Source organism: Hahella sp. NS-SX17 (assembly GCF_057367735.1).
Window position 1 is genome coordinate 3198776 of record NZ_CM170632.1, and the last position, 25053, is coordinate 3223828.

General features: G+C 50.7%; 9 protein-coding genes and 1 pseudogene. All 10 read left to right on the forward strand.

The window, feature by feature from the left end:
* The first annotated feature begins 278 nt into the window (after positions 1-278).
* The 10 genes and pseudogenes from AC2IBB_RS14400 (at position 279) to AC2IBB_RS14445 (ending at position 25014) form a co-directional block, all read left to right on the forward strand.
* Positions 279-851, forward strand: coding sequence for a DUF1285 domain-containing protein (locus AC2IBB_RS14400; RefSeq protein ID WP_486333528.1), 573 nt, complete (start codon positions 279-281; stop codon positions 849-851).
* A gap of 193 nt (positions 852-1044) precedes the next feature.
* A complete protein-coding gene (locus AC2IBB_RS14405) occupies positions 1045-1923 on the forward strand; it encodes a rhodanese-like domain-containing protein (RefSeq protein ID WP_486333529.1) in 879 nt (292 codons plus the stop codon).
* A 22-nt stretch (positions 1924-1945) separates the two neighbouring features.
* On the forward strand, positions 1946-2854 hold the full coding sequence (locus AC2IBB_RS14410; protein ID WP_486333530.1) for a transglutaminase-like domain-containing protein: 909 nt from the start codon (positions 1946-1948) through the stop codon (positions 2852-2854).
* Between the two features lie 425 nt (positions 2855-3279).
* Positions 3280-4317, forward strand: a pseudogene (locus tag AC2IBB_RS14415) (LamG domain-containing protein); the annotation flags it as partial.
* Between the two features lie 712 nt (positions 4318-5029).
* The gene (locus tag AC2IBB_RS14420) at positions 5030-5176 is read left to right on the forward strand and encodes a hypothetical protein (protein WP_486334020.1); all 147 of its coding nucleotides are present in this window, start codon (positions 5030-5032) and stop codon (positions 5174-5176) included.
* Between the two features lie 27 nt (positions 5177-5203).
* Positions 5204-5374, forward strand: a complete 171-nt coding sequence (locus tag AC2IBB_RS14425; protein WP_486334021.1) for a hypothetical protein — start codon at positions 5204-5206, stop codon at positions 5372-5374.
* A 515-nt stretch (positions 5375-5889) separates the two neighbouring features.
* Positions 5890-13755 carry a hypothetical protein gene (locus tag AC2IBB_RS14430; protein WP_486333961.1) on the forward strand — a complete coding sequence of 2622 codons (7866 nt, stop codon included), beginning with the start codon at positions 5890-5892 and terminating at the stop codon, positions 13753-13755.
* Positions 13664-17995 (forward strand): RHS repeat-associated core domain-containing protein, encoded by a 4332-nt coding sequence (locus AC2IBB_RS14435; protein ID WP_486333531.1) that lies wholly within the window; start codon positions 13664-13666, stop codon positions 17993-17995. Before AC2IBB_RS14430 ends, AC2IBB_RS14435 begins: the two co-directional genes overlap by 92 nt.
* Positions 17996-18000: 5 nt before the next feature.
* Complete coding sequence (locus AC2IBB_RS14440) at positions 18001-18702, forward strand: hypothetical protein (protein WP_486333532.1); 702 nt, start codon at positions 18001-18003, stop codon at positions 18700-18702.
* An 87-nt stretch (positions 18703-18789) separates the two neighbouring features.
* Positions 18790-25014, forward strand: a complete 6225-nt coding sequence (locus AC2IBB_RS14445; RefSeq protein WP_486333534.1) for a putative Ig domain-containing protein — start codon at positions 18790-18792, stop codon at positions 25012-25014.
* Positions 25015-25053 lie beyond the last annotated feature (39 nt).

Sequence of the window (25053 nt, forward strand, 5' to 3'; positions counted from 1 at the left end):
GTATTATCCGCGTTTTGTCGCCGTAGCGGCGACGTTTATTCCGTTATAATGGGCGTCTTTAAAAGATGGACTCTAGTATGGGGGCTATCCTGATTCAATACGTAATACCTGTTTTCAGGCCGTCCGGTGAGGCCGGCTCGCTGGGGTGATAAGTGTTGATAGTTGTTTCTGATTTCACGGTGGGCTTCGCCAGCCCTGTTTATGCCAGGAATGAGGCCGACGGCCTTTGGTTTCCGGTGTTGATTCGCGTTAGTGTGTTTTAGAAAAGGAGTCCGATTTTGAGTGATAAACACCCCTTTCTGCGTTCCGCTACGGAACTGTCAGAGCAACTGGCGGCGATTTCCCGCGTGCAAAGGCCTCCAGTCGAGACTTGGAATCCGACAGTGGAGGTTAGCGTTGATATTAAAATTCAACGTGACGGCAAGTGGTTTTACCAAGGCAATCCCATTGAGCGTATGGCTTTGGTCAAGCTATTCGCCAGTGTCCTCAGGAAAGAAGATGGGGATTATTTCCTGGTCACGCCAGTGGAAAAAGCCAGAATAGAAGTGGAAGACGCCCCTTTTGTCATCACCGTAATGGAGCGTTATAAAAACGATGAGAACCAGCCTTGCATCATGCTTACGACCAATCTGGACGAAAGCGTTCTGGTCTCCGAGGAGCACCCGATCCGAGTACATGTAAACCCCGCCACTGAAGAACCGTCCCCTTACGTTCTGATCCGTTCGGGAATGGAAGCATTAATTGGGCGTAACGTGTTTTATCAGCTGGCGGAGCTCGCTGAAGGGCGTGTTATTGATGGTGTCGCAGTGCATGGGGTGGAGAGCGTCGGAGGTTTCTTTAAACTTGGCTAGGGTAAGGTAGTGTGTAGAAATGTAAAATTTTGATAAATTGAACATTACAGGAACCTTAACGAATTTTAATCGCTACTAACTTTTGATATATTTCGCGCCGGTTAGGCGTCTGGGGTAAATTCCGCTAAAGGGAGTTAGCCATCAAGACTGCAGAGTTGTTATTGCTGTCAACGGTGTCTTTACAGGGGACGTAATGTCTAAATTCTACTCATTTCTTTCGGTGACGCTTTTCGCTCGTCTGATCCTCGTCTTCTTATTTCCCCTAATTCTTGTTCTTGCTCCGATTGCGTATGCAAAAGAAGAACGCTCTGGCGCGTGTCGTATGGAGCAAGAATATTTGGATAACGTTCCAGTCTACGATGTATCAGAGATACCGGAAGACTACTCGTGCTTTGTCGATGTGGATGCGGTGGATCTGGGTAGGGTTACCGTTGTAGATACCCGCAGCGCTAATGATTTCGAGAAAGCTTTCGTGCCAGGCTCCATTAACCTCCCCGGTAACTTCATTTTTCATCAACGTACTCTGAAAAGCAGATCGTTATTGCTTATTAATAAGGGGGTATTGACTCGCCAGAGTGCGCAGCTGTGCGCCCGTCTTAAAGAAGCCGGATTTATTGATGTCAAAATCGTGCGTGGAGGACTGCATGCTTGGCGGTTATCGGGGAATAAGCTTGCTGGGCTGCCTGAAGATATCGCCGCGTTGTCCAGGCTAACAGAGATTGAGTTTGTTGTAGCCCTAACTGGCGGCGATGCCAAGTTGATAGTGGGACAGTCGTGGTACGACCGCGTACGTCGCTATGTGCCTGAAAATATCCCCGTGCTGCCTATTGCGGGAGATAAAAGTTTTGCTATGGCTCTCGTTAAAGCGCTTGGCGGCGATGAGGTGTCGCGCAATCTGCCTGTAATTATGCTGGAAGGGACGTTGGAAGAATACGCAGAAAGCCAATATCGCAATCTGTATAGGTATGAAGCCAGTCCGGAAGCCATTGAACGACACTTTGAAAGTCTGGCGACAGTTCAGGAAAAGCGGCGCTCAATCCCTGACCGGTATCGTTGCCGAGGCGGAGAGTAGTCACAAAGGAAGCATTAGATATATGACGCAAACACGATTTATAGCCGTTGTAATACTTCCTGTCGCGTTGGCCCTGTGCTTAGGCTTGGGCGCCTGGAACGGGGTGAATTTATACAGGCAAGTAACCGCGCACATGGCGAGTCTTTCTTCGCCTACTAAAAAGTTGATTCGATTTCAGTTTGTGGTCAAGAACAAAGGTCAGGCTTTCGCCAAGGATCTATCTATTCATTTATTTGCACCAGTTAGCGACTATCCAATGCAACGATTAGTCGCCCTGACCGGGCCTAAAGGATATGGGAAGGAAACAGATGAAATTTCGAATCAAACGCTCATCTACAAAATAGTTCAACTGGCCTCATATGAAGCCAGAGATATTACGATCAACGCTGAGTTAACCATGATGCCCTTAGCGCCTATCATAATAGACCCTAAGTTATGGCTAAAGAATGAAAAATATATAGAAGTTGATAGCCCTGAAGTTCGTGAGGCTGCGAAACTCTTTGAAGGCCTCCCTTTTGAACATCAACCCAAGGCGGTCTTTGACTGGTTAACGCAGCATCTGCAACCATCCGGTTATATAAAAGAAGAAAGGGGAGCGGTATGGGCGCTGGAGAATAAGACCGGCGATTGTACCGAATACACATTCGCCTATGTCGCTATTCTGCGCAAGTTAGGCATCCCTGCTATTCCGTTGGGCGGTTTCATCGCCTCCCGACCCGCTACAGTCATTTCCGGCGTTGACTATCACAATTGGGCTTTATTCCACGATGGTCGCCGCTGGCGTCTTGCAGACCCACTCAATGGCGTATTTAACCAACAGGAAGAAGATTATGTCGCTTTCAGGGTTTTAAGTGAAAGCGCAGATGGTGAGCCATTAGGACGAAGCCGCTTTTCAGTAGATGACGAGAATGTCGTTGTTGAAATGCAATGAGTAGATGGCGGCCAAGTTAACTAAGTCTTGTTTATATAAAAGAGTTTTTGAGCTTTCAAATCATGCATCCAAGTAGTAGAGCTGTAGAGGATAAGATGGGAATTGGTACGGAAATCCTACTAAATGTAATTAAAAGAAGTCTATCGGCAGTACTAATTTTGGGGGCTTCTATCATTTACGCCGCCCCATCTTCTGACTCGCCTCAAAGCGCTTCATATGAAGCTGCGGTGTTGGCTGATTCTCCTATTGCATATTGGAGGCTGAATGAAACATCAGAGCAAAATGTCGCCGAAGACAAAAGCGGCAATGGACATCTGGCGAAGGTTGAAGGAAATCTGCTTGTAGAATTAGGCGTTCTCCCGAGCGACTCTGCTAAGTCATTTGCAAACGGTGGACTGTCCGTTCCAGATCATTCCTCCTTTGCAATGGAACAGCTTACTTTAGAAGCTTGGTTGAAACCATATAAGGCTGGAACGGATGGGAGTTCTTCATTTCTATTTTCACACGGCGGCAGCAACTATAACTGGGGGCTGTATGAAAGCAAAAACAGAAGCTATTGCCTGTATGTGCGTATAGGCGTTGTTAAGTCTGTATGTGTTGGTCAAGAGGATGTGCCGGCAAACGCGTGGAGCCATTTGGTTGGTACTTATAATGGCTCGTCCTTAATTTTATATCTAAACGGTCAGGAACGGTCTCGGCTAGAAATTGCCGGAATGCCTACGAAAAATCCAGGCGTCATTCAGTTCAGTAACTGGTCTGGGTATCGCTTCGAGGGCGTTATCGATGAAGTTGCAATATATGATCATGCGCTTAATGAGGGGGAGATTAACAAACATTACCAGCTCATTAGCTTTCCGACACGAAAAGAGGAGATATATAGAAAAGTAGTCTCTGATAGTGATCCTATAAGTTTTTGGGAGCTTCCTGAGAATGAAGGGAAATTAATTGACTCCATCGGAAATATAAACGGAAACATCACTCAGCCTACTCAATTGACTCAAGGAATTTCTGGTGCTGATCATACGGCCTCGTATTTTGATTATCAAAAGGGGCAAAGAGCTATTGTCCCTCATAATTCAAGCCATAACCTAAAAGAGTTCTCTGTTGAAGCCTGGGTTAAGCCGGAAATGATCGGCGCATACCGAGGCATCATTACAAAAATGATGAATGGAAACGGTTATCCAGGAATGGCGCTGAGGCTGGATGGTGAAACGGGAAGAAAGTTTCAATTCGCTATAAATGCGCCTAGAGCCCTAATTTGGGCGACTTCACCTAAAGAGTTTGAATTAGGTAACTGGTATCACCTTGTTGGTAGTTACAAAGATGGAGTGGGCGCAAGTCTATATGTCAATGGGGAACTTGTTCATAGTGTTCCTGCAAACGAAAATACACTTATAACTACGCCATCTGTTCCGTTGGTTATTGGTGCGCACTATGACTATAACTATACGCATCTCAACTTCGACGGGCTTATTGATAGCGCAGTATTTTATTCTCATATTCTTTCTGAAAGAGAAATAAAAGCGCATTACGATGCGGCCTTGACCGGAATCGAGCCTCAGTCCAAGCCCGCAAAAATAGTGGGCGCGTCTATATCAGACAAATCTACGCTGACAGAAAGCTCTGAAATAGAAATATATTTCGAGTCGCCAATCGATGAATCATCATTTACACAAGATGACGTTCGGCTGATGAAGGATGGTAGCGAGCAGAGTATCAAGGTTAAGAAGCTTGATGATGTGAAGTATGCTGTAGAGGTGGTTGGTGGAATAACGAATCGGGCTCACTACATATTGGAAGTTGGGCCAAATATTTCTTCTGGAGATGTCATAGGCCTGGATCAGGATGGCGATGCTCTGTACGGAGAAGTAGGTGATGACGTATTTAAATTGTCATTCGATTCTTTCTTTGCGGATTTTGTTATAACTGATGAAGCAACTATCGGGGATGACGCCTCCACATACGAAAACAAAAATATACTAATTGACAGTGGATTGCTAACGATCTCAGGTAATCATACTTTTGGCGATATTTTACTCGTGAATGGAGGGAAAATTGTAACTCCAGATAGAGCTAAAGCGACGCTTGCTTTGAGTCATTTATCGATTGATGAAAGTTCATCCATTGATGTCAGTGGTAAGGGCGCGACGCCAGATTCTGAGGTGCGAGCATACTGTGGCGGTAGCTATGGTGGGGAAGGCGGAAGTCATGACTGGCTGCCAAATAAAAATGTGTTTGGAGATTATCGTCGCCCACATGACCTGGGAATTGGAGGGGCTGGAAACAACGATACAAGCTTTTCAACAGGTGGTGGAGCGATAAAGGTAATTGTCGATCGTTTGGAGCTGGATGGGAAGATCCTGGCGAATGGTTCTGGTGGCGCAAACCGCATGGGGGCCGGAAGCGGCGGCTCTGTGTGGATTGAAGCTGGTGTTATTGTTGGGAGTGGCTCTATCGCCGCAAATGGTGGTAATAGAGTTAATACTACTGAAGGCGGTGGCGGTGGCGGTGGTCGCGTAGCTATATACTACGACGAACTCGAATCCTTTGATGTTTCCACTCAAGTTAAGGCCCTTGGCGGTAGGCGTGTACACGGAAACTATGAAAGTGGCGCTGCGGGAACTATTTTTATACGAAATATGGTTAGTGGCGAAGAGAAGCTAATCATCGACAATAGAGGCTTGGATGACGCTAATGTCGCCAGGACTGGCCTGAGTGGCTCGTACCCAATGCCCGTTGAGATTTATAACGCCAGAATAAAAGTAATTGATGCAAACTTTCTAAAGCTTGTTGCCTTCAATGTCCATGTCGCCCAAAAAGGCGATGCTAAAATTGGAAGCCTCTTCTTTACTAATAGTGTATGGCAGCAGTCAGGAAATAAACTCAATATTACTGATGAATATAGTTTCATAGGTGGAGGCTTTGACACTAAAGGAGACTTATCACTCCCTAATAATGAGCTGGTCGTTGATAATTTTACTTACACTGTTTTTAGCGATCAGAACTGGAAAACAATCACGCTGAAAAATGGGGGTGTGCTGACCACAGGCGTTCCCTCTGCATCGCTCACGCAAGCGTTGATAGTTAAGGCGTCTTCTATCAATGTCGAGGCTGGTTCCAGGATTGATGTAAGCGGAAGGGGAGGGCTCCCTGACGCTGAAGTATGCGCACATTGTGGTGGAAGTTATGGTGGTGTGGGCGGAACGCTGGTCAACGGCCAAGAGAATAAATCCGCTTATGGAGACTATCGTCAGCCGGTTCTACCTGGGACCGGGGGCGCTGGGGGGAATGGCAGTTCTGGTGTGCGAGGAGCCGGCGCCGTAAAAATTATTGCGGATCGACTGAATCTTGACGGAGAAGTGAAAGCGGATGGCGACTATGCTAAATCACAGTCCGAATCTGGAACCGGAGGGGGAAGTGGCGGCTCCATTTGGCTTGATATCGGCATTTTGTCAGGCAGTGGGCGGATTCTGGCTAACGGCGGGGCTGGTGATTATGCTGGCGGCGGCGCCGGTGGGCGTGTTGCTGTTTATTACTCTGTACTGAACGCGTTTGATTTCGCATCGCAAGTAGAAGTAGACGGCGGAAAGGCCAGACATTCAGGGTTTACGCCTGGACAGGACGGCACCGTATACACTGAACAAAAGCATATAAATACCTATGTTACTGGCTTGTCTGTGACTGAATATGTCGCTGATAAAGTGCAGGAAATTACGCTGTCGTTTGTCAATGAGATTGATCCTGCTTCGTTTTCTATCGACGACATTTTGCTTGTTGGTGACAGCTCTTCTGTTTCCATCACTGCCTTAGATCAAATAGATGGGGTGCAATACCGCATTCGTTTTTCCGCCCCCTTGAAAGATGGAACATATCGCTTAACAGTCGGCCCAGATATCAAGACAAAAGATGGTCTTGGAATGGACCAGAACCAAAATGGTGCGCCTAATGAAGCCGATGATGCTTTCGTTGCTTCCTTTGTCGTGGATACCGAAAAGCCTGCTGCGCCTACTGTAACGTCGCACAATGCCTCAACACCTGTATTGATAAATGCCAGAATCATTAATCTCAGTGGTGTGAAAGAACCTGGGACGCTCTTGTGGCTCAACGGTAAAAGAGTATCAGGGCAAGAAGACGTAAACTGGAGCGTCTCCAATATTGCTTTGCAGGAAGGTGACAACCAACTGTCATTGAAAGTTGGCGATCTGGCAGGCAACTTTTCAGAAGAAGTCATACTGGCTATCAATGTAGACAGCCAAGCGCCTGAGGTACTGCTGATGGCGCCTTCGGGAATCATCAACAGTAGTGACAATTCCATTCGCGTCAAGGCGGAGGATGTTGGCGCCAGTGGGCTCTCATTGAAAGGAGCGTCAGTCGCTGTTTATAGAAATGGCTTGGCGGTAACAGGTGAACTCGCCTTAGCGTCAGGTGAATACATTTTTACAGCAACTGCGCCTTTGCTCGAAGGGAGCTATAAAGTTGTCGTCAAGGTAGCTGATACTCATGGGAACATCTCCGCTCCCAAGGCGTATACGTTCATCCTTGATTCGACCAAACCAGCATCACCACAGCTTGAGGCTTTCCCTGATGTCACTGATGTCAATGCGTACCGCTTTAAAGGCACAAGAGAGAAAAACTCAAGCGTATGGGTAAATGGCGTTCAGAAGCTCGCCAGCGAAGACAAAACTACCTTTGATCTGCTCATGGACCTTCAGCGTGGCGATAATAGATTTGAGTTTGTCATTATTGACGCTGCCGGCAACGCCAGCACACCTACCATCGCCAACATTCGTTTCGATGATACGGCGCCAGGGCAAGTGACGTTGACCGTTGATGGAAAAGGTGACGGAACGGAGGCGGCGTTGGATTGGACCGTTTACGACGAATTCGCCAACGGTAATGACATTGCTGCTTACCATATTTACGTATCAGGCTCGAACTTCTCTGATATCGCAGGAATGACCCCGGCGGCGTCCCCCCCATCTGGCTCTAAGACATTCAAACTCGCCGGTCTGGTGCGTGGCGCGACTGTTTATTTGGCTGTTGTGGCGGAGGATGCTGCAGGTCTGAAGAGAACGGCTGTAACCGCTCAGGCAGTTACGCCTGAAGATATTGTCAAACCAGAACCTGTCTCTGAATTACGGGCGCTTTCCGCATCAACTTCCATCGATCTGTCTTGGGCGCAACATGCGAACGCCGCGGGCGATTTGGCGGGTTACAAAGTCTATGTGAACAAGGCGGGCAGCGAAGAGGTTAAAGATATTCCGCTGGCCTCAGCGAACATTTCCGATGGACGTGTGGGCTTTACAGTCGAAGGCTTACAAGCCGCTTCTGCGAACCCGATTCGCATTACAGCTTATGATCTGGCTGGCAATGAGTCTGACGCAGTCGCCAATCCTGGCGTGACGCTGTTGGCTAACCCCGCTGGCGTGACGATTGATCCGTTAAGTGGTCAGTTGAAGGTAAGCTGGCAAGCCTCCCAGCCTGCCAGTCTGGTAAAGGAATACCGTATCTATGCGCAAGACGCTGCATTTTCCAGTGTTGCTGGCATGGCTCCCAAAACAACCGTCAGCGGCAGTGCGCTTACACGCAACATTGCAGGTCTGTCTAACGGTGTGACCTATTACGTGGCCGTGACGGCTGTGAACCTCTCCGGCGGTGAAGAAACGCAAGTGGCTGCTGTGACAGGCAAGCCGGAAGAAGATAACGTCGGCCCTGAGATTGTATCTGTCGAATTTGTTAGTGCGAATGGTTCCGCGCAGCTGAGCGGCTCGACGTTGGCGATGGATGGAAAGGTCGTTGTAAAAGCCAATGACCCTGCCGGCGTCAGTCGAGTTGAATTTGAGAAGGATGGCGAGAGCTGGGGAATGGATCTGAACGCTGATCCTGATTTCGAACGCGCCTGGTGGCTGGCGGGAGAGACTGACGGCGCTCACACGATCAGTGTGTCCGTCTATGACAATCTCAATAATGTCACGCAGATCAAGAATATTCCTGTCAGCGTTGATTTGGCCGCGCCGTCGGCCCCACAGTTGACCGCGCCGCTCAACGGCGTCACCACCAACAAGGTTGAAGTCGATGTGGCGGGAACTGCAACTGCAAATACTTTGGTTCAGTTGTTCGTGAACGGTGAAGCGCAAGGAGAAACGTACAGTGTTGCGGAAGCGGGCGTGTTCTCTGGTGTGGTGTCCTTGCAGAACGGCATGAATGTGATCACCGCCAAGGCGACCTACGTTGGGCGTACCAAAGTGAGCGCCGCCAGCGAATCTCTGTCCGTGACTCTGGACGACACGCTACCGAACGCGCCGCAAAGTTTGTCTGCAGTCGGAAAAGCGCTGGGTAAAGTGGCGCTGGGATGGATGCCGGTCAATGACCCCAGAGTGAAAGGGTATAACCTGTATCGTTCTACCGATTCATTCAGCACAATTGCTGAAGCTGGCGCGCCGGTAAATCAGAAGCTGATTACCGGAACCAGTTATACGGATGTTCCTTTCACCGATGGCGTTTATTTCTATCGCGTAGCCAGCGTCAATGAGCTGGGTAGCTTGAGTGAGCTATCCGAAGTCGTAGACGTAAAAGCCGACAGCGAAGCGCCAAAGGCGGTCAAAGTCGAATACATGGCGTACGGCGCCAAGGATGAAGCAAGCGGCCGATTTGGGCCTGGCCTGGTGGATCTGGCCGTGACTTTCGATGAGCCTCTGCGTAATCCCCCTTACTTTGCGCTGGCGATGGAAAATGCCTTGCCGCTGACAGTCGAGCTGGAGCGGGATTTTGATGATGAGCTTTTATACCGCGGCCAGTTTGAAATCGAAGCGACTACGCCTGCTGGTGTGGTGACGCCTGTGCTGGCGGCGTTTGATAGTGTCGGTAATCGTGGATCACTAGTGGTAAGCGGTAGCGATCTGCGCATTGATACGCAAGGGCCGGATGTCCGTACTTTGACAGTCAACCCCGCTGCGCCGATTCGTAACGATGATCCGGCCGGCAAAGAAGTTGAAGTTGTCCTGACCCTGGCGGATGACGTCAATCCAGGAGAGGAGCCGAAGCTAGTTCCGTTTATTGAGGAAAATGGCGCGCCAACGGTTATTGCTGATTACCAGGACGGCATTACGCTGAGCAAAGACGGCTCTTCCCAGGAGGGACGCCCAGTCTACGTTGGGCGCATGCGATTGCCGTTGACGGCGGGGCAGGATCAGGATGGGCAGCCCAACGCGGAACAACTCGGCTTTTTACTTTCCGCCCAGGACGATCTTGGTAACGCCGCCAAGCCTGTGCCTGCGCACATACGCTTTCAGGTTTATCAGGGAGAGTTGCCTCCGTTAGGCGCGCCGGATCAGTTGATGGGCAAAGCCTTAGCTGGTGGACGCATTGCCTTGAACTGGAGTCTGGTCGGCAGCGCGGCGGGATATGCGCTGTATCGTAAAGCGCCCGGTGAAGCCGAGTTGTCAGAATGGAAGCGATTCGACGACGTGTTGATGGATAGCTACATCGACGGTGAGTCAACGCCTTTGGCTGATGGCGAATATCAGTACGCCATTGCCTCTCTGCGTAGTGAAAACGGGCAGACGACTGTCAGTGCGCCTGGCGTGTCTGTGACGATCAGTTCTGATGCTACTGCGCCGATGGCTCCTGCCGGCCTGCAAGCCAGGCTGAGCGGTTCCGGCGTGCACCTGCAATGGCAAGCGCCAGCGGGCGATGATTTACGTTACAACGTCTATCGACTGAATCTGCCGGAAACGGCGGAGGATATTGATCTTACTGGCGTTGCGGCGCTTCAGGATAATCTCCCGAAAGAAGTCGCTCTGGATAGCAAACCTTCGGAAACTGAGCACCTGTACGTGGTGACAGCCTTGGATAGCGCAGGCAATGAGTCCGCGCCTTCTAACACTCAGTATGTGAATGCGGATTTGCTGCCTGTTAATCAATTGAGCGTGTTGCTGGAAAACGACAGCCGTCCGGTGGTCAACTGGAGCCACAATGGCGCCAGTATCGCTGGATACGATATTTACGTTGGCGATGACGCAGATCGCGTCAAGCTCAATGCTGATCTGCTGACTAACGCGGATTATGAAGATCTGGGTTACAACGAGGGTGAGTTCAGCTCCGGCTCGGTGGAAGAGCGCTTCTACACTGTCGTGGCGAAAGACAACCAAGGCAAGGAAAGCATTGGCCATAGCCTGTTGCTGCCCGCGCTGAGCGTTGATTTGAAGCCTGCTGACGAGTCTGAAAACAGCGTTGAGCCGATCAAACGTGGCGTCATGAATCGAGTGTTGTTCCGCGTCTCCAATAGCGGCGTGACCAAGATTGAACGTGTGCGTTTGAAAGTGACGGTGAACGTCGCGGGAGCGGCCAAGTCTCACTACTCGGACTACTTCGCTGTTGAACCGGGAAGCTTCTCCGACGTGGGCGTTGTCATTGGCGGATACCAATCTCTGGATGCGTTTGCGGATCTCGATATCAGCATTCTGTGGTCGCCGCAGGCGGGTGAGAACGTAGAGATTCGTCAGTGGCGCCAGGTAGCCGTTGGCCAGTCTGCGCTGGTGGCCACTCTGGAGACGCTGAACTTCGTTCGTGGCGCAACTGGAAAAGCGCGTTTCAGACTGGAAAATGTCAGCGATGTGGAGTCTGAGATTCTCATGGCGGCGAACAGCGGCAAGAACGCCTCACCGGACATTCGCTTTATCCTTGAGGACTTCGCTGGCAACGTGTATGGCGCGACCTCTATCAAGCAAGTGACTGGAGATGTCGTCACCACCACGGACCGCTCCACAGTGGCGCGTATTCCAGCGGGCGGCGAGTACGTCACGGAATACTTCGACGTGCCTGTGTCGTCTTCTGTCCCGGAGGCAGCGTTGCTGCGTCTGGAGATTGACAAGCTGCACTACCAGGTTGGCCGCGATACGCATGTTGCGATCGCTGGTACACGCGCGTCTCAAGTAGTGACGTTACAGGAGACGCCTTATTACGGTGAGCTGACGTCTGTAGAGCCCGCCAAAGCGTTCGCTGGTGAAACCGTGACAATCAAGGGACGTGCGATTGATCGCGCCAGCAATGAACCGATGGCCAACGCCATATTGACAGTGGCGATGAAGGTGCGCGGCTTTGAGCGCCGGTACGCCGCCTTTACTGATGTTGAAGGCCAGTTCGAGTTCACCTACACGCCGACCATTAACGACACCGGAGAGTATGTCGTTTCCATTGTCCATCCAGACAAATTGGACCGTCCGGAACACGGCCGTTTCATTGTAGAAGGCGCATCTGTGGCCCCTGCCATATACAAGGTGTCTGTCCCCAGAAACTATGAATATGGCATGGACGTGCGCGTCAAAGCCGGTTTCAGTACGCAGTTGACCAATGTGCGTCTGGAGTGGGCGGCGGAGCTGGATGAAGACGGACAGCCAAAACCAATGGCGGATGGACTGCAAGTCAGCAGCTCCACGCTGGAGGCTATCGCGCCGAATACTACTGGTTATCTCAAGCTGAAGCTGACGGGCGATAATCTGGCTCCAGAAAATGGACGTCTTTACTTCAAGGTTATGACGGACAACCAGGAGCAGCCTTTGGCGTTGCTGACGGTGCAATATTATCTGTCAGCGGCGGCGCCGTTGGCGAAGGTATCGCCAAGCTACATCACCTCTGGCGTCAGGCTGGGGGATGAGCAGGCGGAAACATTCAAAGTAACCAATGGCGGGCTGGAAACGTTGACCAATGCGCGCTTGTCCCTGGTGGATCAATACGATGCGCCAGCTCCTGAGTGGGTGCGTATCGTGGGCGATCGCAGTCTGGGGGATATTGCGGTGAATGAGTCTCGCACTATCCAGTTGGCGTTCCGTCCGGATGCGGCTGTGCCCAAAGGCGACTACCGCTTTAAGGTGTTGATCCAGGGTGATAATTTGCCGACCCAGCCTTACATTGTGGATGTGGCGGTGACGGACTCCACCATCGGCGGCGTGCATTTCCATACTTCGGATATATACACCGCCACCAAGGCTGAAAACGGCGGCCTGATTCCAGGGCTGGCGAAAGTGCGCATTTCGCTGCAGAACGAAGACGTGCTCAGCGAAACCTATGAAATCACAACGGATGAATTCGGCGATGGTTTCCTGGAGAACCTATCCACTGGCTCTTATACCTATCGGGCCAGCGCGTTTGATCATGACAGCGTGAGCGGACGTATCTGGGTGCGTGCGGGCGCGGTGACCAGCGAAGAAGTGTTCCTGATGAACAAACTGATCTCGGTGGAGTTCTCCGTGCGTGAAATCACCCTGGAAGACCGTTACGAAGTGGTGTTGAACGCCACCTACGAAACCAACGTCCCGGCCCCAGTTGTCTTGTTCGAACCCATGTCGGTCAACCTGCCGATGATGAAGAAAGGCGAAGTGTTCCAGGGCGAGTTCAGTTTGACGAACTATGGCTTGGTAAAGGCTGAGAATGTCATCACAACGCTGCCCACCGGCGATGAATTCGCGCGCTTTGAATATATGGCGGAAGTGCCTGAAACCCTTTGGCCTGGTCAGGTGGTTGTAGTGCCTTATCGTGTCGTCGCCTTACAGGACTTTAACCCGAGCGCCCAAGGTGATGCTTCTGGCGCAGGGTGTGCGCAACATAACTATGAGGCTATCTGTAACTACTCCGCCATGTGCGCCATCGGAAGCATTATTAACAATGCGGCGAAGATGATGATGAACGCGATGGGGGGCTCCTGCAGTGGCGGTGATGGGGCCGGTGGCGGAATCGGAGGTGGAGTATCGATCGGGGGCTACTTCCCGGGTGGTTCTGGCACTACGGTTACCCCTGAATCACCGGTGGAAAATGCGGCGGGCGGAGGTTTCTGCCCTGGACCTGATGCCGGTGGCGGAGGTCAGTGTTCTTCAAGCGGTGCAGGTCAAGGCAGTGGTAATTAGAAGGATGTTTGAAGTGAATTCAGTAGTAAAAGCGGTGTTTATGAGATTGTTTAAATATGCTGCCTTTGTTGTTTGTCTAACCTCCATTGGCCTCCAAACCGCCTCCGCGGAGCAAGGTGTAGTTCTTCTGAAGCAGGAGCCGGACTATAAGGCGGACTTCGTATTGGAAGAGCAAGACTTGTACGTAAAGACGCTAGGTGACGGGGTGCGTCTGACACGCACTTATCGTCCTGGTAAAGGGTGGACCTGGAACGCGCGCTGGGCGGATCTGGAGTTTATCAAGCAGGAAGTAAAAGTGAAGTTCGCCAACAACAGCTCTGCGGGAGGCGGCTCAATTGACTTTGATCCTAAGCCGCTGGAGTTGGAAGGAGAAGCCGCTGGGTTATCGGGCTATAAAAAATGGGGAAAAATACGCCGGTTTGATACTGATTATGAGCGGGTAGCAGGCATGGCCCGATTTGGTGGCGACAGCGCTCACATTGTGCCTGTAACTGGCGGCTATGAATGGCGTAATCGTAAGGGAGACTGGATTAAATATGATGAAGAAGGCAAAACATTATCCTATGGAGATATTGCTAACCAATACACGCTAAATCGGGATACTCAGGAGCGAATTGAGTCTGTCGTAGATAAGTTCAATCAGACGCTTTACCACATAAAGTACTCAGGCGACTCCAGGGCGCCAAGTTCCGTCACGGATTACTCAGGGCGCGAGGTGTCCTACGTCTATGTTGATGGAGAGTTACAGTCCGTCAAGGATGCGCGAGGTTATGACTGGCGTTATGTCTATCACTCAGGCAAGTTGTCCCAGCGTATAGATCCAAATGGCAACGCTACTTCATATGAGTTTGACGATAATCGACTTGAGAAAATAATACTGGCCAACGGAGACGCTACTTCTTACAAATACGAATATCTGAAAAATATTTCCATTAACCAAAAAGAAAATGCCGAGTTCTATAAAATAACAAAGAAATTACCCGATGGGACGGTCGAGGAAGTTAAAGTCCGTAATGCGCCGAAACCAACGGGCATTGGGTTTCTTTCAACGGATAAAGGATCTTCCGGGCCTGTTAGTAGTGGGCAAGGGGTTTTATTGACTTCTGCGACTGATCAATTACTTGAAAAGAAGCGAAATGAAAAGCTCCTGTATGAAAGAGAAGTCAACGGAGAGCTAGTTAACAAGATAGTTTACGACACAAAAAATAAAATTCGCACGGTTACCCGCTACGGTGAAACGACCGAATACGTTGAAGACGTTTGGGGTAACAAAACTGAAATCCGCTATCAAGATGGGCGCAAGGAAACCGCCAAGTACCATGCTGCTTTCAATCTGCCGTTAGAGCGTATTGACCCCAAGGGCGTCAAGCATAGTTATAGCTATGATGGGGGAGCGCGCTTGACCAGCTACACCCAGTCTGGTGAAATAGAAAGTCGCTCCTTCACTTATAGCTACAGTGATACTAAGCGTACGGCAAGCATCGGCGGGGCGACGTATACCGAAAATCTTGACACCTATGGTAATGCAAAGTCTGTCGTCGACCCGGAAGGCAATGTCTCTACATATACATATAATGCTTTGGGCCAAGCGATAACGGAAACACGTCCTGAAGGCGGCGTTTATACATATAGCTATGATGACGCGGGTAATCTTCTGTCTATAGAAGATCCTCTAAAACGCGTAACAAGCTTTGAATATGATCCTGCCGGAAACCTTATTAAAACTACTCTTCCGAATACTGGTGAAGTGCGCTATGGCTATAACAAGCTAAATGAGCAGACTAGCGTTACTAACCATTATGGATCTGTATTTAAATCTGAATATAACCATAACAATAGAGTGTTAACTTTCACGGATGCTCTAGGTAATCAGTCTCTGATTCGAAAGACGCCACATGGTCAGATTGACTATCAAAGAGATGCTAATGGAAACGAAACCGTTTATTTCTTTGACGACTTCTTGGTTAAAGAAGCCGAATATCCTACTTTTACGCAACAAATTGATTACGATAAGTCCCGCTGGGCTGCTGCTGTCACTAATAAGTTTGATGGGCAGGAGCAACGCTCGACTTTTGAGAGAGATTCAATTGGGCGGGTGAGTAACCTGACGGACGCAGAGTCCAATAGCACCCAGTTTGAGTACGATGTTTTTGGGCGTGTCGTTAAATCTACGGATGCGGAACAGGGCGTCACGCAACTAGCCTATGACGGCCGGGATAACCTGATCAAACTCATTGACCCGGAAAATCGAGTCACTGGGTTTACCTATGACAAGAATAATCAGGTCCAAAGTGAAAGCCGCTTTCCAGATGGCGTCAATGCGGTGACTCGCTCCTATTTCTATGATGAAAATGGAAACCTGATTAAAGAGATTACTCCGAATGGCCAGAAGATTTCTTATCATTATGATTTGGCGGATCAATTAAAAAAAATAGAATATTTTGCGACGGAGACTGCCGTAACGCCGGAGCAAGTAACAACGTTTACCTATAACAGTCTAGGTCAGATAGAAACCTATGATGACGGGGATACATTAGGGAAATATCGTTATAACTTAATGGGGCAGTTGATCGAGTCCACGATTAATTATGGTCCGTTCAGCAAAACTATTAAATATAGCTATGACAAAAACGGAAGGGTCAGAACCTACGCTAATCCTGAGAATGTTACATACTCCTATGGTTATGATCCTAAAGGGCAGATCCAGACAATTAATATCCCTGGCGAAGGATTATTAACCTTTAACCGCTACCGTTGGAACCAGCCGACACAGATTACACTTCCGGGAGGGATGACGATCAACCGCATCTATGACGGCCTACAGAGAGTCAAAGAGAACCAACTGGACGATCCGGCTAACAACCCTATCGCGAGAGTGACTTTGGGGTATGACAGTGTCGGCAATATTACCAGTCAGTCCACTGAGCACGGAGACTATCATTATAGTTACGATAAGCTCTATCGTCTAATTGATGCGGATTACCCTGAAAGCGATGCTTTTAATCTTCAAGATGAGTCGTTTGAATACGACGGTGTGAGCAATAGAGTGGCGCATACCATTTTGGCGCGGCCAGAGAGAGAAGAGCTAGAATATAATGAAGCGAACCAACTGATTCGCCAAGGCGATACCTATTACCATTATGACCATAATGGCCACCTGATTAGTAAAAGTATTGATAAGAATGGAGATCATCCAACCTATAAATATATCTATAACAACAAAGAGCGCTTGATTCGAGTTGAGGCGGGTGGCGGTGAAGTTATGGCGCGCTATGGCTATAATCCATTTGGCCATCGCATGTGGAAGGAGGTCGATGGGCTCAAAACTTACTTTCTATATAACCAGTCCGGCATGGTTGGCGAGTATGATTCGTTCGGTGTTCTAATTAAAGAGTATCACTATACCCCGGGTAATGCATGGATGGCGAGTCCGTTGTTTCAGCGTGATAATGGAGATGTATATTATTATAGAGATAACCACGTTGGTGTACCTATTCAGATGATGGATCGAGGTGGGCGCGTTGTCTGGGAAGCGGGCTATGAGGCTTTTGGTGGGATAAAGATATATATTAATGAAGTTGAGAATAATTTACGATTTCCAGGTCAGTATCAAGACAAAGAGGTGGGTCTTTATCATAACTATTATCGTGACTATGATTCACGCTTGGGACGCTATATTCAAAGAGACCCTAAAGGTTTAAGTGCAGGGGTTAATATATATGGGTATGCCTACCAGAATCCTATTTTATTTAATGACCCCTATGGTCTTGAGGCATTGCAAACTCTTAGGACTGGTCTTGCCGTGTGGGGAGGGGCCTCTGCTGCTGATGGCCCTATACCTGCAGGGGAGATAGTGGGTGGGATATTGTTTCTCGGGTTTGCGGCATATGCTGGTTATGAAGCATGCACCAGTAGCGAAGATAACTTGGATCAGTTTACTATCCCTGGTGATGCATTAAGTCCTCCCGGTGATTGCACAAGAGTTCAGTTAGACAAATTGCAAAATGCAAAGAATAATGCATGTAGGGCCCCGAGGTCATGCAACCCTCAGTTAGACTCCTGCTCCGTGATAATGGAAAAGATGATTCAAGGGCAAGCATGTGTAGATGCGAGAAATAGACTCAACGGAACTTGTTTTAAAGGGGGGGACACGATACATATTCGCGAGGCCACTACTGCATCTAAGATTGTTAGTTCGTGCGCTGCCTTAGGATACGCAAAAAATTGCCCAGGGTTTTAATACGAATGACTAATGAAAGTTTATGGTGTGGACTTAAAGGATGTAAGCGGCCGACATTTCTTTCTGACCCGCTCTCTGAATATGGTGAATGTTATTTGGCGTCAATATTGTCTAAAAAAGACAATAGCCTTACAGGTGTCGATTATGCGGTCTTGTTTAATGCTAATTTGCCGTGTGGAGAAGTTGAGGAGGTTTTATATTTTCTTCCTTTGTCGTATCGGTACTTGTGCAGTAATCATAGAGAACGTATAGAAATGGTCGAAATCTGGGTGGATTTTTTGTTTTCTAACTACTACCCACTAAAGGAACGATTTTATATTTCGGTGGAAGATGTATTTGAAAGGCTGATAAAAGATCTGACCATGAATTTTGATTTTGTGTATATGGATGCCTCTTCATGTTCCGAAAAAGGTTGGGGCATAGATAGCTTTGTTTGTGTTAATGACGACTACTTAGTTACATCTCTTTTGAAACGCTTAAGCAGGTATTCAGAGGGGAAGAAGATCGTGAGTCGTTACTTTTGTGAGATTGCTAGCTGTGCATGGCTGTTAGCAATATATAGTTGTGATGCACCTTTCGTTTTATCCTATGTAAGTGATAAGGATGTGGATTGTTGTATGGAGTTTGCGATGTATAAATATATGACAGGTCCGGACGGGTTCTATTGGACTGCATTCTTGGACTTACTGACGAAAATGCCGACTTGATTTTAGAGAGGCTTTTTATTTTAGTGAAAGTATCAAGGTTGATTTAATACTTGGTTGAAAAGTTATACTCATGCTTTGGGAATTCAAATGACAGCGATTCGAAGTAAGTCGTGGATCGTGACGGCGGGGTTGGTTTTGTTCGTGGCGGGGCTGCTGGGTGGCGTTGCGCGGGCGGAGGAGTCGCTGTGTGCGGTGGTGAAGATGGAGCTCTCCCAGGAATTGACGGTGGAGCGGCAGGCTTTTGAGGCGACGATGCGGGTGACCAATAGCCTGGATGCGTTCGCCTTGGAGAATATCAAGATTGCGATTCAGTTCAGCGATGATGCGGGTAATTCGGTCATCGCTTCCTCTGATCCGAATCACAGCTCGGCGAAGTTTTTCATCAAGCTGGATCAGCATCAGGGGATCAACTCCGTCTTGTCAGGGGCGAACGGCGCTATTACCGATGGTAAGATCGACCCCGCTCAAGTCGGCGAGCTGCGCTGGCTGATCATCCCCACCAAAAGCTCCGGCGGCGCTGACGGGCAGGGCAAGCTCTATTATGTCGGCGCAACCCTCAATCTGACATACGGCGGTAAATCCGAGACCCTGCAGGTGGCGCCGGATACGATTGTTGTCAAACCACAGCCCGACATACTGCTCGACTACTTCCTGACCCGGGAAGTGAATGGCGACAACCCATTCACGACGCCAATTGAACCGGCGGAGCCATACACCTTGGGCGTACGCATCTCCAACCGGGGCGGCGGCGCGGCGCATAAAGTCAAAATCGAATCGGCGCAGCCTAAAATTATCGACAATCAGCATCAGTTGCTGGTGGACTTCAAAATCACTGGCAGTTACCTGAATGACAAGCCAGCGGATAAAACCCTGCTGATCGACTTTGGCGATATTCCCGCCAAGAACAATCGTGTCGGACGCTGGATCATGGAGTCTTCCCTGACGGGCACTTTCACGGAACTGACCGCCAAGATGACCCATGCCGACGAACTGGGCGGCGCCCTGACGTCTTTGCTGCAGGCCCCGGTCACACATCTATTGGTGCACGACGTTAAAGTTGATTTGCCTGGGCGCGACAATATTACGGATTTTCTTGCGCATGAAGGCGCTGGCTACAAAGTGTATGAATCTGAGTCATTGGGCGTCGAGAATCCGGTGTGTAACGACTGCACTGACGTCAAAACTTTGAGCGGCGCTCTTGGCGGCGAGCAGAGCGGTGGCGGTTCCGTCAGACGCGTGTTGACCGTTGGCGCGATGGAAGGGCTGGCGTACATCAAGGTCAGTGATCCCTACCTGGGCGACAAGGCCTTGACGCGAGTAGTGCGCGGCGATGGCAAAGCGCTGCCAGTGAGTAACTTCTGGCTGTCCAAAACCCTGAAAGAAGACAAGATCAACTACGACTATTACTTGAACCTGTTTGATAGCCTGTCCTCGTCCAGCGACACCAAATATACGCTGGAATTTGGCGGCGCCGCGCAGGTAAATCTACCGCCGGTTATTCAACATATCAGCGATCGCACGACCTATGAAACCGGTCAGGTCGGCTTTCTGGTGCAATCCAGCGACCCCAATAAAACCACACCGACGTTAACCGTTCTGAATCCTCCCAGCGGCGCTACCTTCAATACCAAAGGCGACGGTACGGGGACATTCAACTGGTTCCCTCAGCGTGGGCAAGCCGGTACCTACGTGGTTAATTTTGAAGCCACCGATGGCGCCTTGAAAGCGGCCAAATCCGTGAAAATCGTGGTGAACCCTGAAAATGATCGCGATGGCGACGGCATGGACGACGCCTGGGAGATAGAGCATTTCGGAGACCTTTCCCGTGATGGAACCGATGACTATGACCATGATGGCATATTGGATCTGGCGGAATTCCTGAACGGCGGCGATCCCAAGAATCCCCCCACGGGACCGCAGCCTCCAGAGCTGGACACCCCTGCCTATGACGCGGAAGTGGCTACCGCCGCTCCCGTATTAAAAGTCAAAAACGGCGCGCATCAGGATGGCGCCTATAGCTATCGATTCGAGGTATTCCGCGATAAGGCCCTGAAGCAAAAAGTAGCGACGATGGCTGGCGTAGCGGAGGGTGGCGCAACCACGGAGGCGGTTATCGCCGATGACAAACTGGAGCCGGGCGTCACGCTCAGCGACAACGCGGAATACTACTGGCGCGCGCGCCTGGAAGGCACTGAAGCCAACAGCGATTGGGTGAATGGACGCTTCTTCCTTAACTCCGCCAACGATGCGCCCGGCGAATTCGCCATTGCTTCTCCCGCCAGTGAGTCTGTGGTCGCCTCCGTAAGGCCTACCTTGGTCGTTAATAATAGCGTTGACGTGGATCGGGATGCGTTGAGTTACAGCTTTTATGTGTATGCGGAATCCGACGCGAGCTTCTCCAATCCGGTGGCGCAGGTGACAGGCTTGAATCCCGGCATCGGCGGCAAGACTTCCTGGCAGGTCTCTGAATTACTGGAAGAGAATGGCGTCTATCTATGGATTGCCAAGGTCACTGACGAGCATGGCGCTGTCGCCACCAGCGAAGCCGCCAGCTTTATCGTCAGCACCTTGAATGAAGCGCCGGCGGCCCCGCGTATCGCAGCGCCAGAGAACGGCGCGGTGACGGCGGATGTCGTCCTGGACTTGCAAGTGCACAACGCGGTTGATCCAGAGCGTAACAACCTGAGCTACTTCTTTGAGCTGGATACGGTTGAGACATTCGACAGCGCGGAGAAGAAAGCCTCCGGCGCGATAACGGAAACGCAGCAAACCACGTCCTGGCGAGTAGAAGGTCTGGTGGAAGACAAGGTCTATTACTGGCGTGTGAAAGCCTATGACGGGCTGTCATTCAGCCCCTGGACCAGCGCTTCTTTCACCGTTGACGCGGAGAATCTCGCGCCCCCCGCGCCAACTTTGAACAATCCGGCGGATGGCGTCTGGGTTGAAGTCGCCAGGCCAGCCCTGTCCGTGCATCCGGTTAATGATCCGGACGGCGATGCGGTGACCTATCGTTTCGAGCTGTACGCCGATGCTGAACTGAAGAACAGAATCATGGAGCGTCAGAGCGCCGAAGCTATCTGGACGCCGGATGCTGATCTGTCTGATAACGCAACCTACTGGTGGCGGGCGCAGGCGATTGACGCCAAAGACACAGTGGGTCCATGGAGCGCGGCGCAAAGTTTCTTTGTGAATGTGGATGGCGTCAATGACGAGCCGACTTTCGCTTTTGTTCTGCCGAAGGAAAACCAGGTTCTGTCCGGCGGCGTGGTCGCGATTCAATGGACCGACGCCGACCCGGACAGCGCGGCGAAGATTACTTTGCTTGCGAATGGCGTCGTCATTGCCGACAACATAGAGGAAGATCTGGATGGGGACGGTGATAAATACACCTGGAGTCTGGATGGTCTGGCGGACGGGGTTTATACCCTCAGCGCGTTGATTAAAGACGAGGTGAATCAGGTCTCCGTAGCCGCCTGTTGTACGGTGACCAAGCAGTCCAACTCTGCGCCGGTTATCGTCTCACTGCCGCCTTCGCTGGAAACGGAAGAAGGCAGCGCGAAAACGGTTGATATCCAGATTTCTTTGGGGCGGAAGCCGGAAGCGGGTAAAAGCGTGCTGATCAATCTCAGCCTGTCCGACGCCAGTGAAGGCCTGTTATTAACGGAGAACTATCTGCAATTCACCGAGACTAGCTGGAACTTGCCGCAGACCGTCAGCGTCAGAGGCGTGGACGACTGTGAACCGGACGGTGAGATCGCCTACAAATTGATCCTGGCTCCAGCGGTCAGTGACGACCCAGTGTACAGTGATTATGACGTGGACGACGTGACCCTCTACAACCTGGACGATGAACAACCCGGACAGAAGCTGGTGGTCTGCTCTGTTGAAGTGACTGATCAGGTCGTCAATGGAGGCAGAATACAGGCGCGGGTCTGGCCCGTCGTAACTAATTACGGCGCAGCGGTGCAAGACGTCACGGCGACCGCGTCAGTCAAAGCGGGCGCTGACCTGAATATCCTGGATGCGGCGTCAGTCACGTTCCCGGTGATTTACCAGGGACTGAAGGCGCAAAGTGACCAGGGCGTGTTAGTGGATGCCCCCGCCAGCGCCAATGGCTTGGTTGATTACAGCGCCCTGCAATGGTCGCTAACGCCAGGAACGCCCTACACGCAGACAGATGGCGACGATGGCGACAACAACCTGCAAGGCACAGATGGCGATGACGAATTGCAGGGGCGCGGCGGCAATGACTTGATTGCAGGCGGCGATGGCGCCGATACGATTATTGGCGGCGTTGGCGCGGATATCATGTTGGGCGGCAAAGGCGATGACCGCTTCTTGATCGAAGGTCGAGACATCTACGCCGATCTGTTCATCGGCGGTGAGGGATATGACCGTATTCTTGGCGGTTCCGGCGACGATGTGGTGAGGCTGTCCACTTATGGCGTCTTTGCGCCAGAGTATGGCGATGAAGCCTCCGTGGAGGAAATCGACGGCGGCGCCGGCTATAACCTGATAGAAGGAACGGAAGGCGCGGATCGTATCGTGCTGACGCATACGCTGTTGAAGAATATCGCCAGAATCGATGGTTTGGGCGGCGACGACCTGATTGAAGGCAGCGCAGGCGCTGACCTGATTGTAGGCGGGCCGGGCGCTGACATATTGAAAGGCGGCAAGGGCGACGATAGCTTTATGATCACTGCCGGTGATGCGGATGCAGATGCGATTGACGGTGGAGAAGGCCGTGACCAGATTCTGGGTACGCCGGAAAATGACCTGATCCGCCTGACTTCCGTCGTCAACATTGAGGTGGTCGACGGCCGTGGTGGGCAGGACAAAATCATCGGCACTCACCTGAGTGATGTCCTCGATTTCAGAGGCGCGACCCTGCTGGGGATCACTGAAATCAATGCGGGCTCTGGCGATGACGTTGTTTATGGAACTGCTGGAGCGGATGTCTTAATTGGCGAAGCCGGAGATGACCGTCTATATGGCGGTGGCGGCAATGATCGATTTATTGTCCGCGGCGCCAGTCAGGCGGGAGACCGGTTTGACGGCGGCGAAGGCTTCGACGTTCTGGAAGGCGGCGCAGGGGACGATGAGTTCAAGTTCGCACTGATCAAATCAGGTGATCCTGAGAGCCAGTTGGTCTCTATTGAGCGTATCGACGGAGGTGGCGGTCGTAACCTGATTACAGGAACCAAAGGTTATGGCACGACTGACTATCTGGACTTCAGCCAAATAGAGTTGGTTGGCGTCGCGTCAATAGATCTATATAGCGGTGATGACGTTGTCATCGGTTCACAAGGTGCGGATGTTATTAATGGTGACTCAGGCAATGACACGTTGCATGGACGTGGTGGAAATGATCGTCTGAATGGCGGCTCAGCCAATGATGTGCTATATGGCGATGAAGGTGACGATTATCTGAATGGCGGCGCCGGTAATGACGTTATGTATGGCGGCTCTGACAATGACACCTTTGTGCTCAATGGCGGAGACGAAGGCGTGGATATCTTTATTGGCGGAGAAGGTTTTGATGTCATTCTCGGAACTGACGGCGATGACATGATTCGTATTCCCGCCCCCAAAGATGGTGACTCCAAGTCTGTGCTGGATGTGGAAAAAATCGATTTAGGTAAAGGGGTTAATCTCCTGATCGGCGCCGATGGATACAACGGGAACGATGCTCTCGATTTTAGTGCCGTGGAGTTGATTGGCGTGTCACGCATTGAAACCCGGAACGGAGCGGATGTCGTGATAGGTTCCAGAGCCAGCGACTACATCGATGGCGGGCTGAGAGACGATCAGCTCCATGGTGGCGCGGGTGCCGATACTTTGATCGGCGGAAGGGGTAATGACAGACTTTATGGAGACGAGGGCGAGGACATCCTTCAAGGCGGTGAAGACGACGATTACCTGGAAGGCGGCCCTGGTGAAGACGTTTATGTATTTGGCCCCAATGATGGATCAGACACTATCAATGATGTAAACGACGAGGGACAAAACCGCATTGTTATCATTGGCGGCGTGACGGCGGAACAGGTATGGCTCCGTCGGTCCGGCTCCGCATTGGTGGTGGAAATATTGGGGTACGGCAAACGGGACCGGTTAGTTGTAGAGGGATGGTACGATGCGGTGGTTAAGCCTATTCGTGAGATTAAGCTTGATCTGGCGACCCTTAACGAAGACGACATCGCTGCATTGGCGGACCTGATGTCAGGCTACTCCGCACCCAACTCCGGTCAGCTTACTGTGTCGGAAACCGATTGGGAGACCATCAAAGCCGGCATTAACGCAAAGTGGCGATAGCTGATCGCTAATGCAGGGCATAAAGCCGGCTAGCAATAG

Coding starts and splice junctions, on each gene's coding strand:
- AC2IBB_RS14410 (WP_486333530.1), top strand. CDS start 1,946: ATGACGCAAACACGATTTATAGCCGTTGTAATACTTCCTGTCGCGTTG.
- AC2IBB_RS14425 (WP_486334021.1), top strand. CDS start 5,204: ATGGGAAGATCCTGGCGAATGGTTCTGGTGGCGCAAACCGCATGGGGG.
- AC2IBB_RS14440 (WP_486333532.1), top strand. CDS start 18,001: ATGACTAATGAAAGTTTATGGTGTGGACTTAAAGGATGTAAGCGGCCG.
- AC2IBB_RS14445 (WP_486333534.1), top strand. CDS start 18,790: ATGACAGCGATTCGAAGTAAGTCGTGGATCGTGACGGCGGGGTTGGTT.
- AC2IBB_RS14435 (WP_486333531.1), top strand. CDS start 13,664: ATGCGGCGGGCGGAGGTTTCTGCCCTGGACCTGATGCCGGTGGCGGAG.
- AC2IBB_RS14405 (WP_486333529.1), top strand. CDS start 1,045: ATGTCTAAATTCTACTCATTTCTTTCGGTGACGCTTTTCGCTCGTCTG.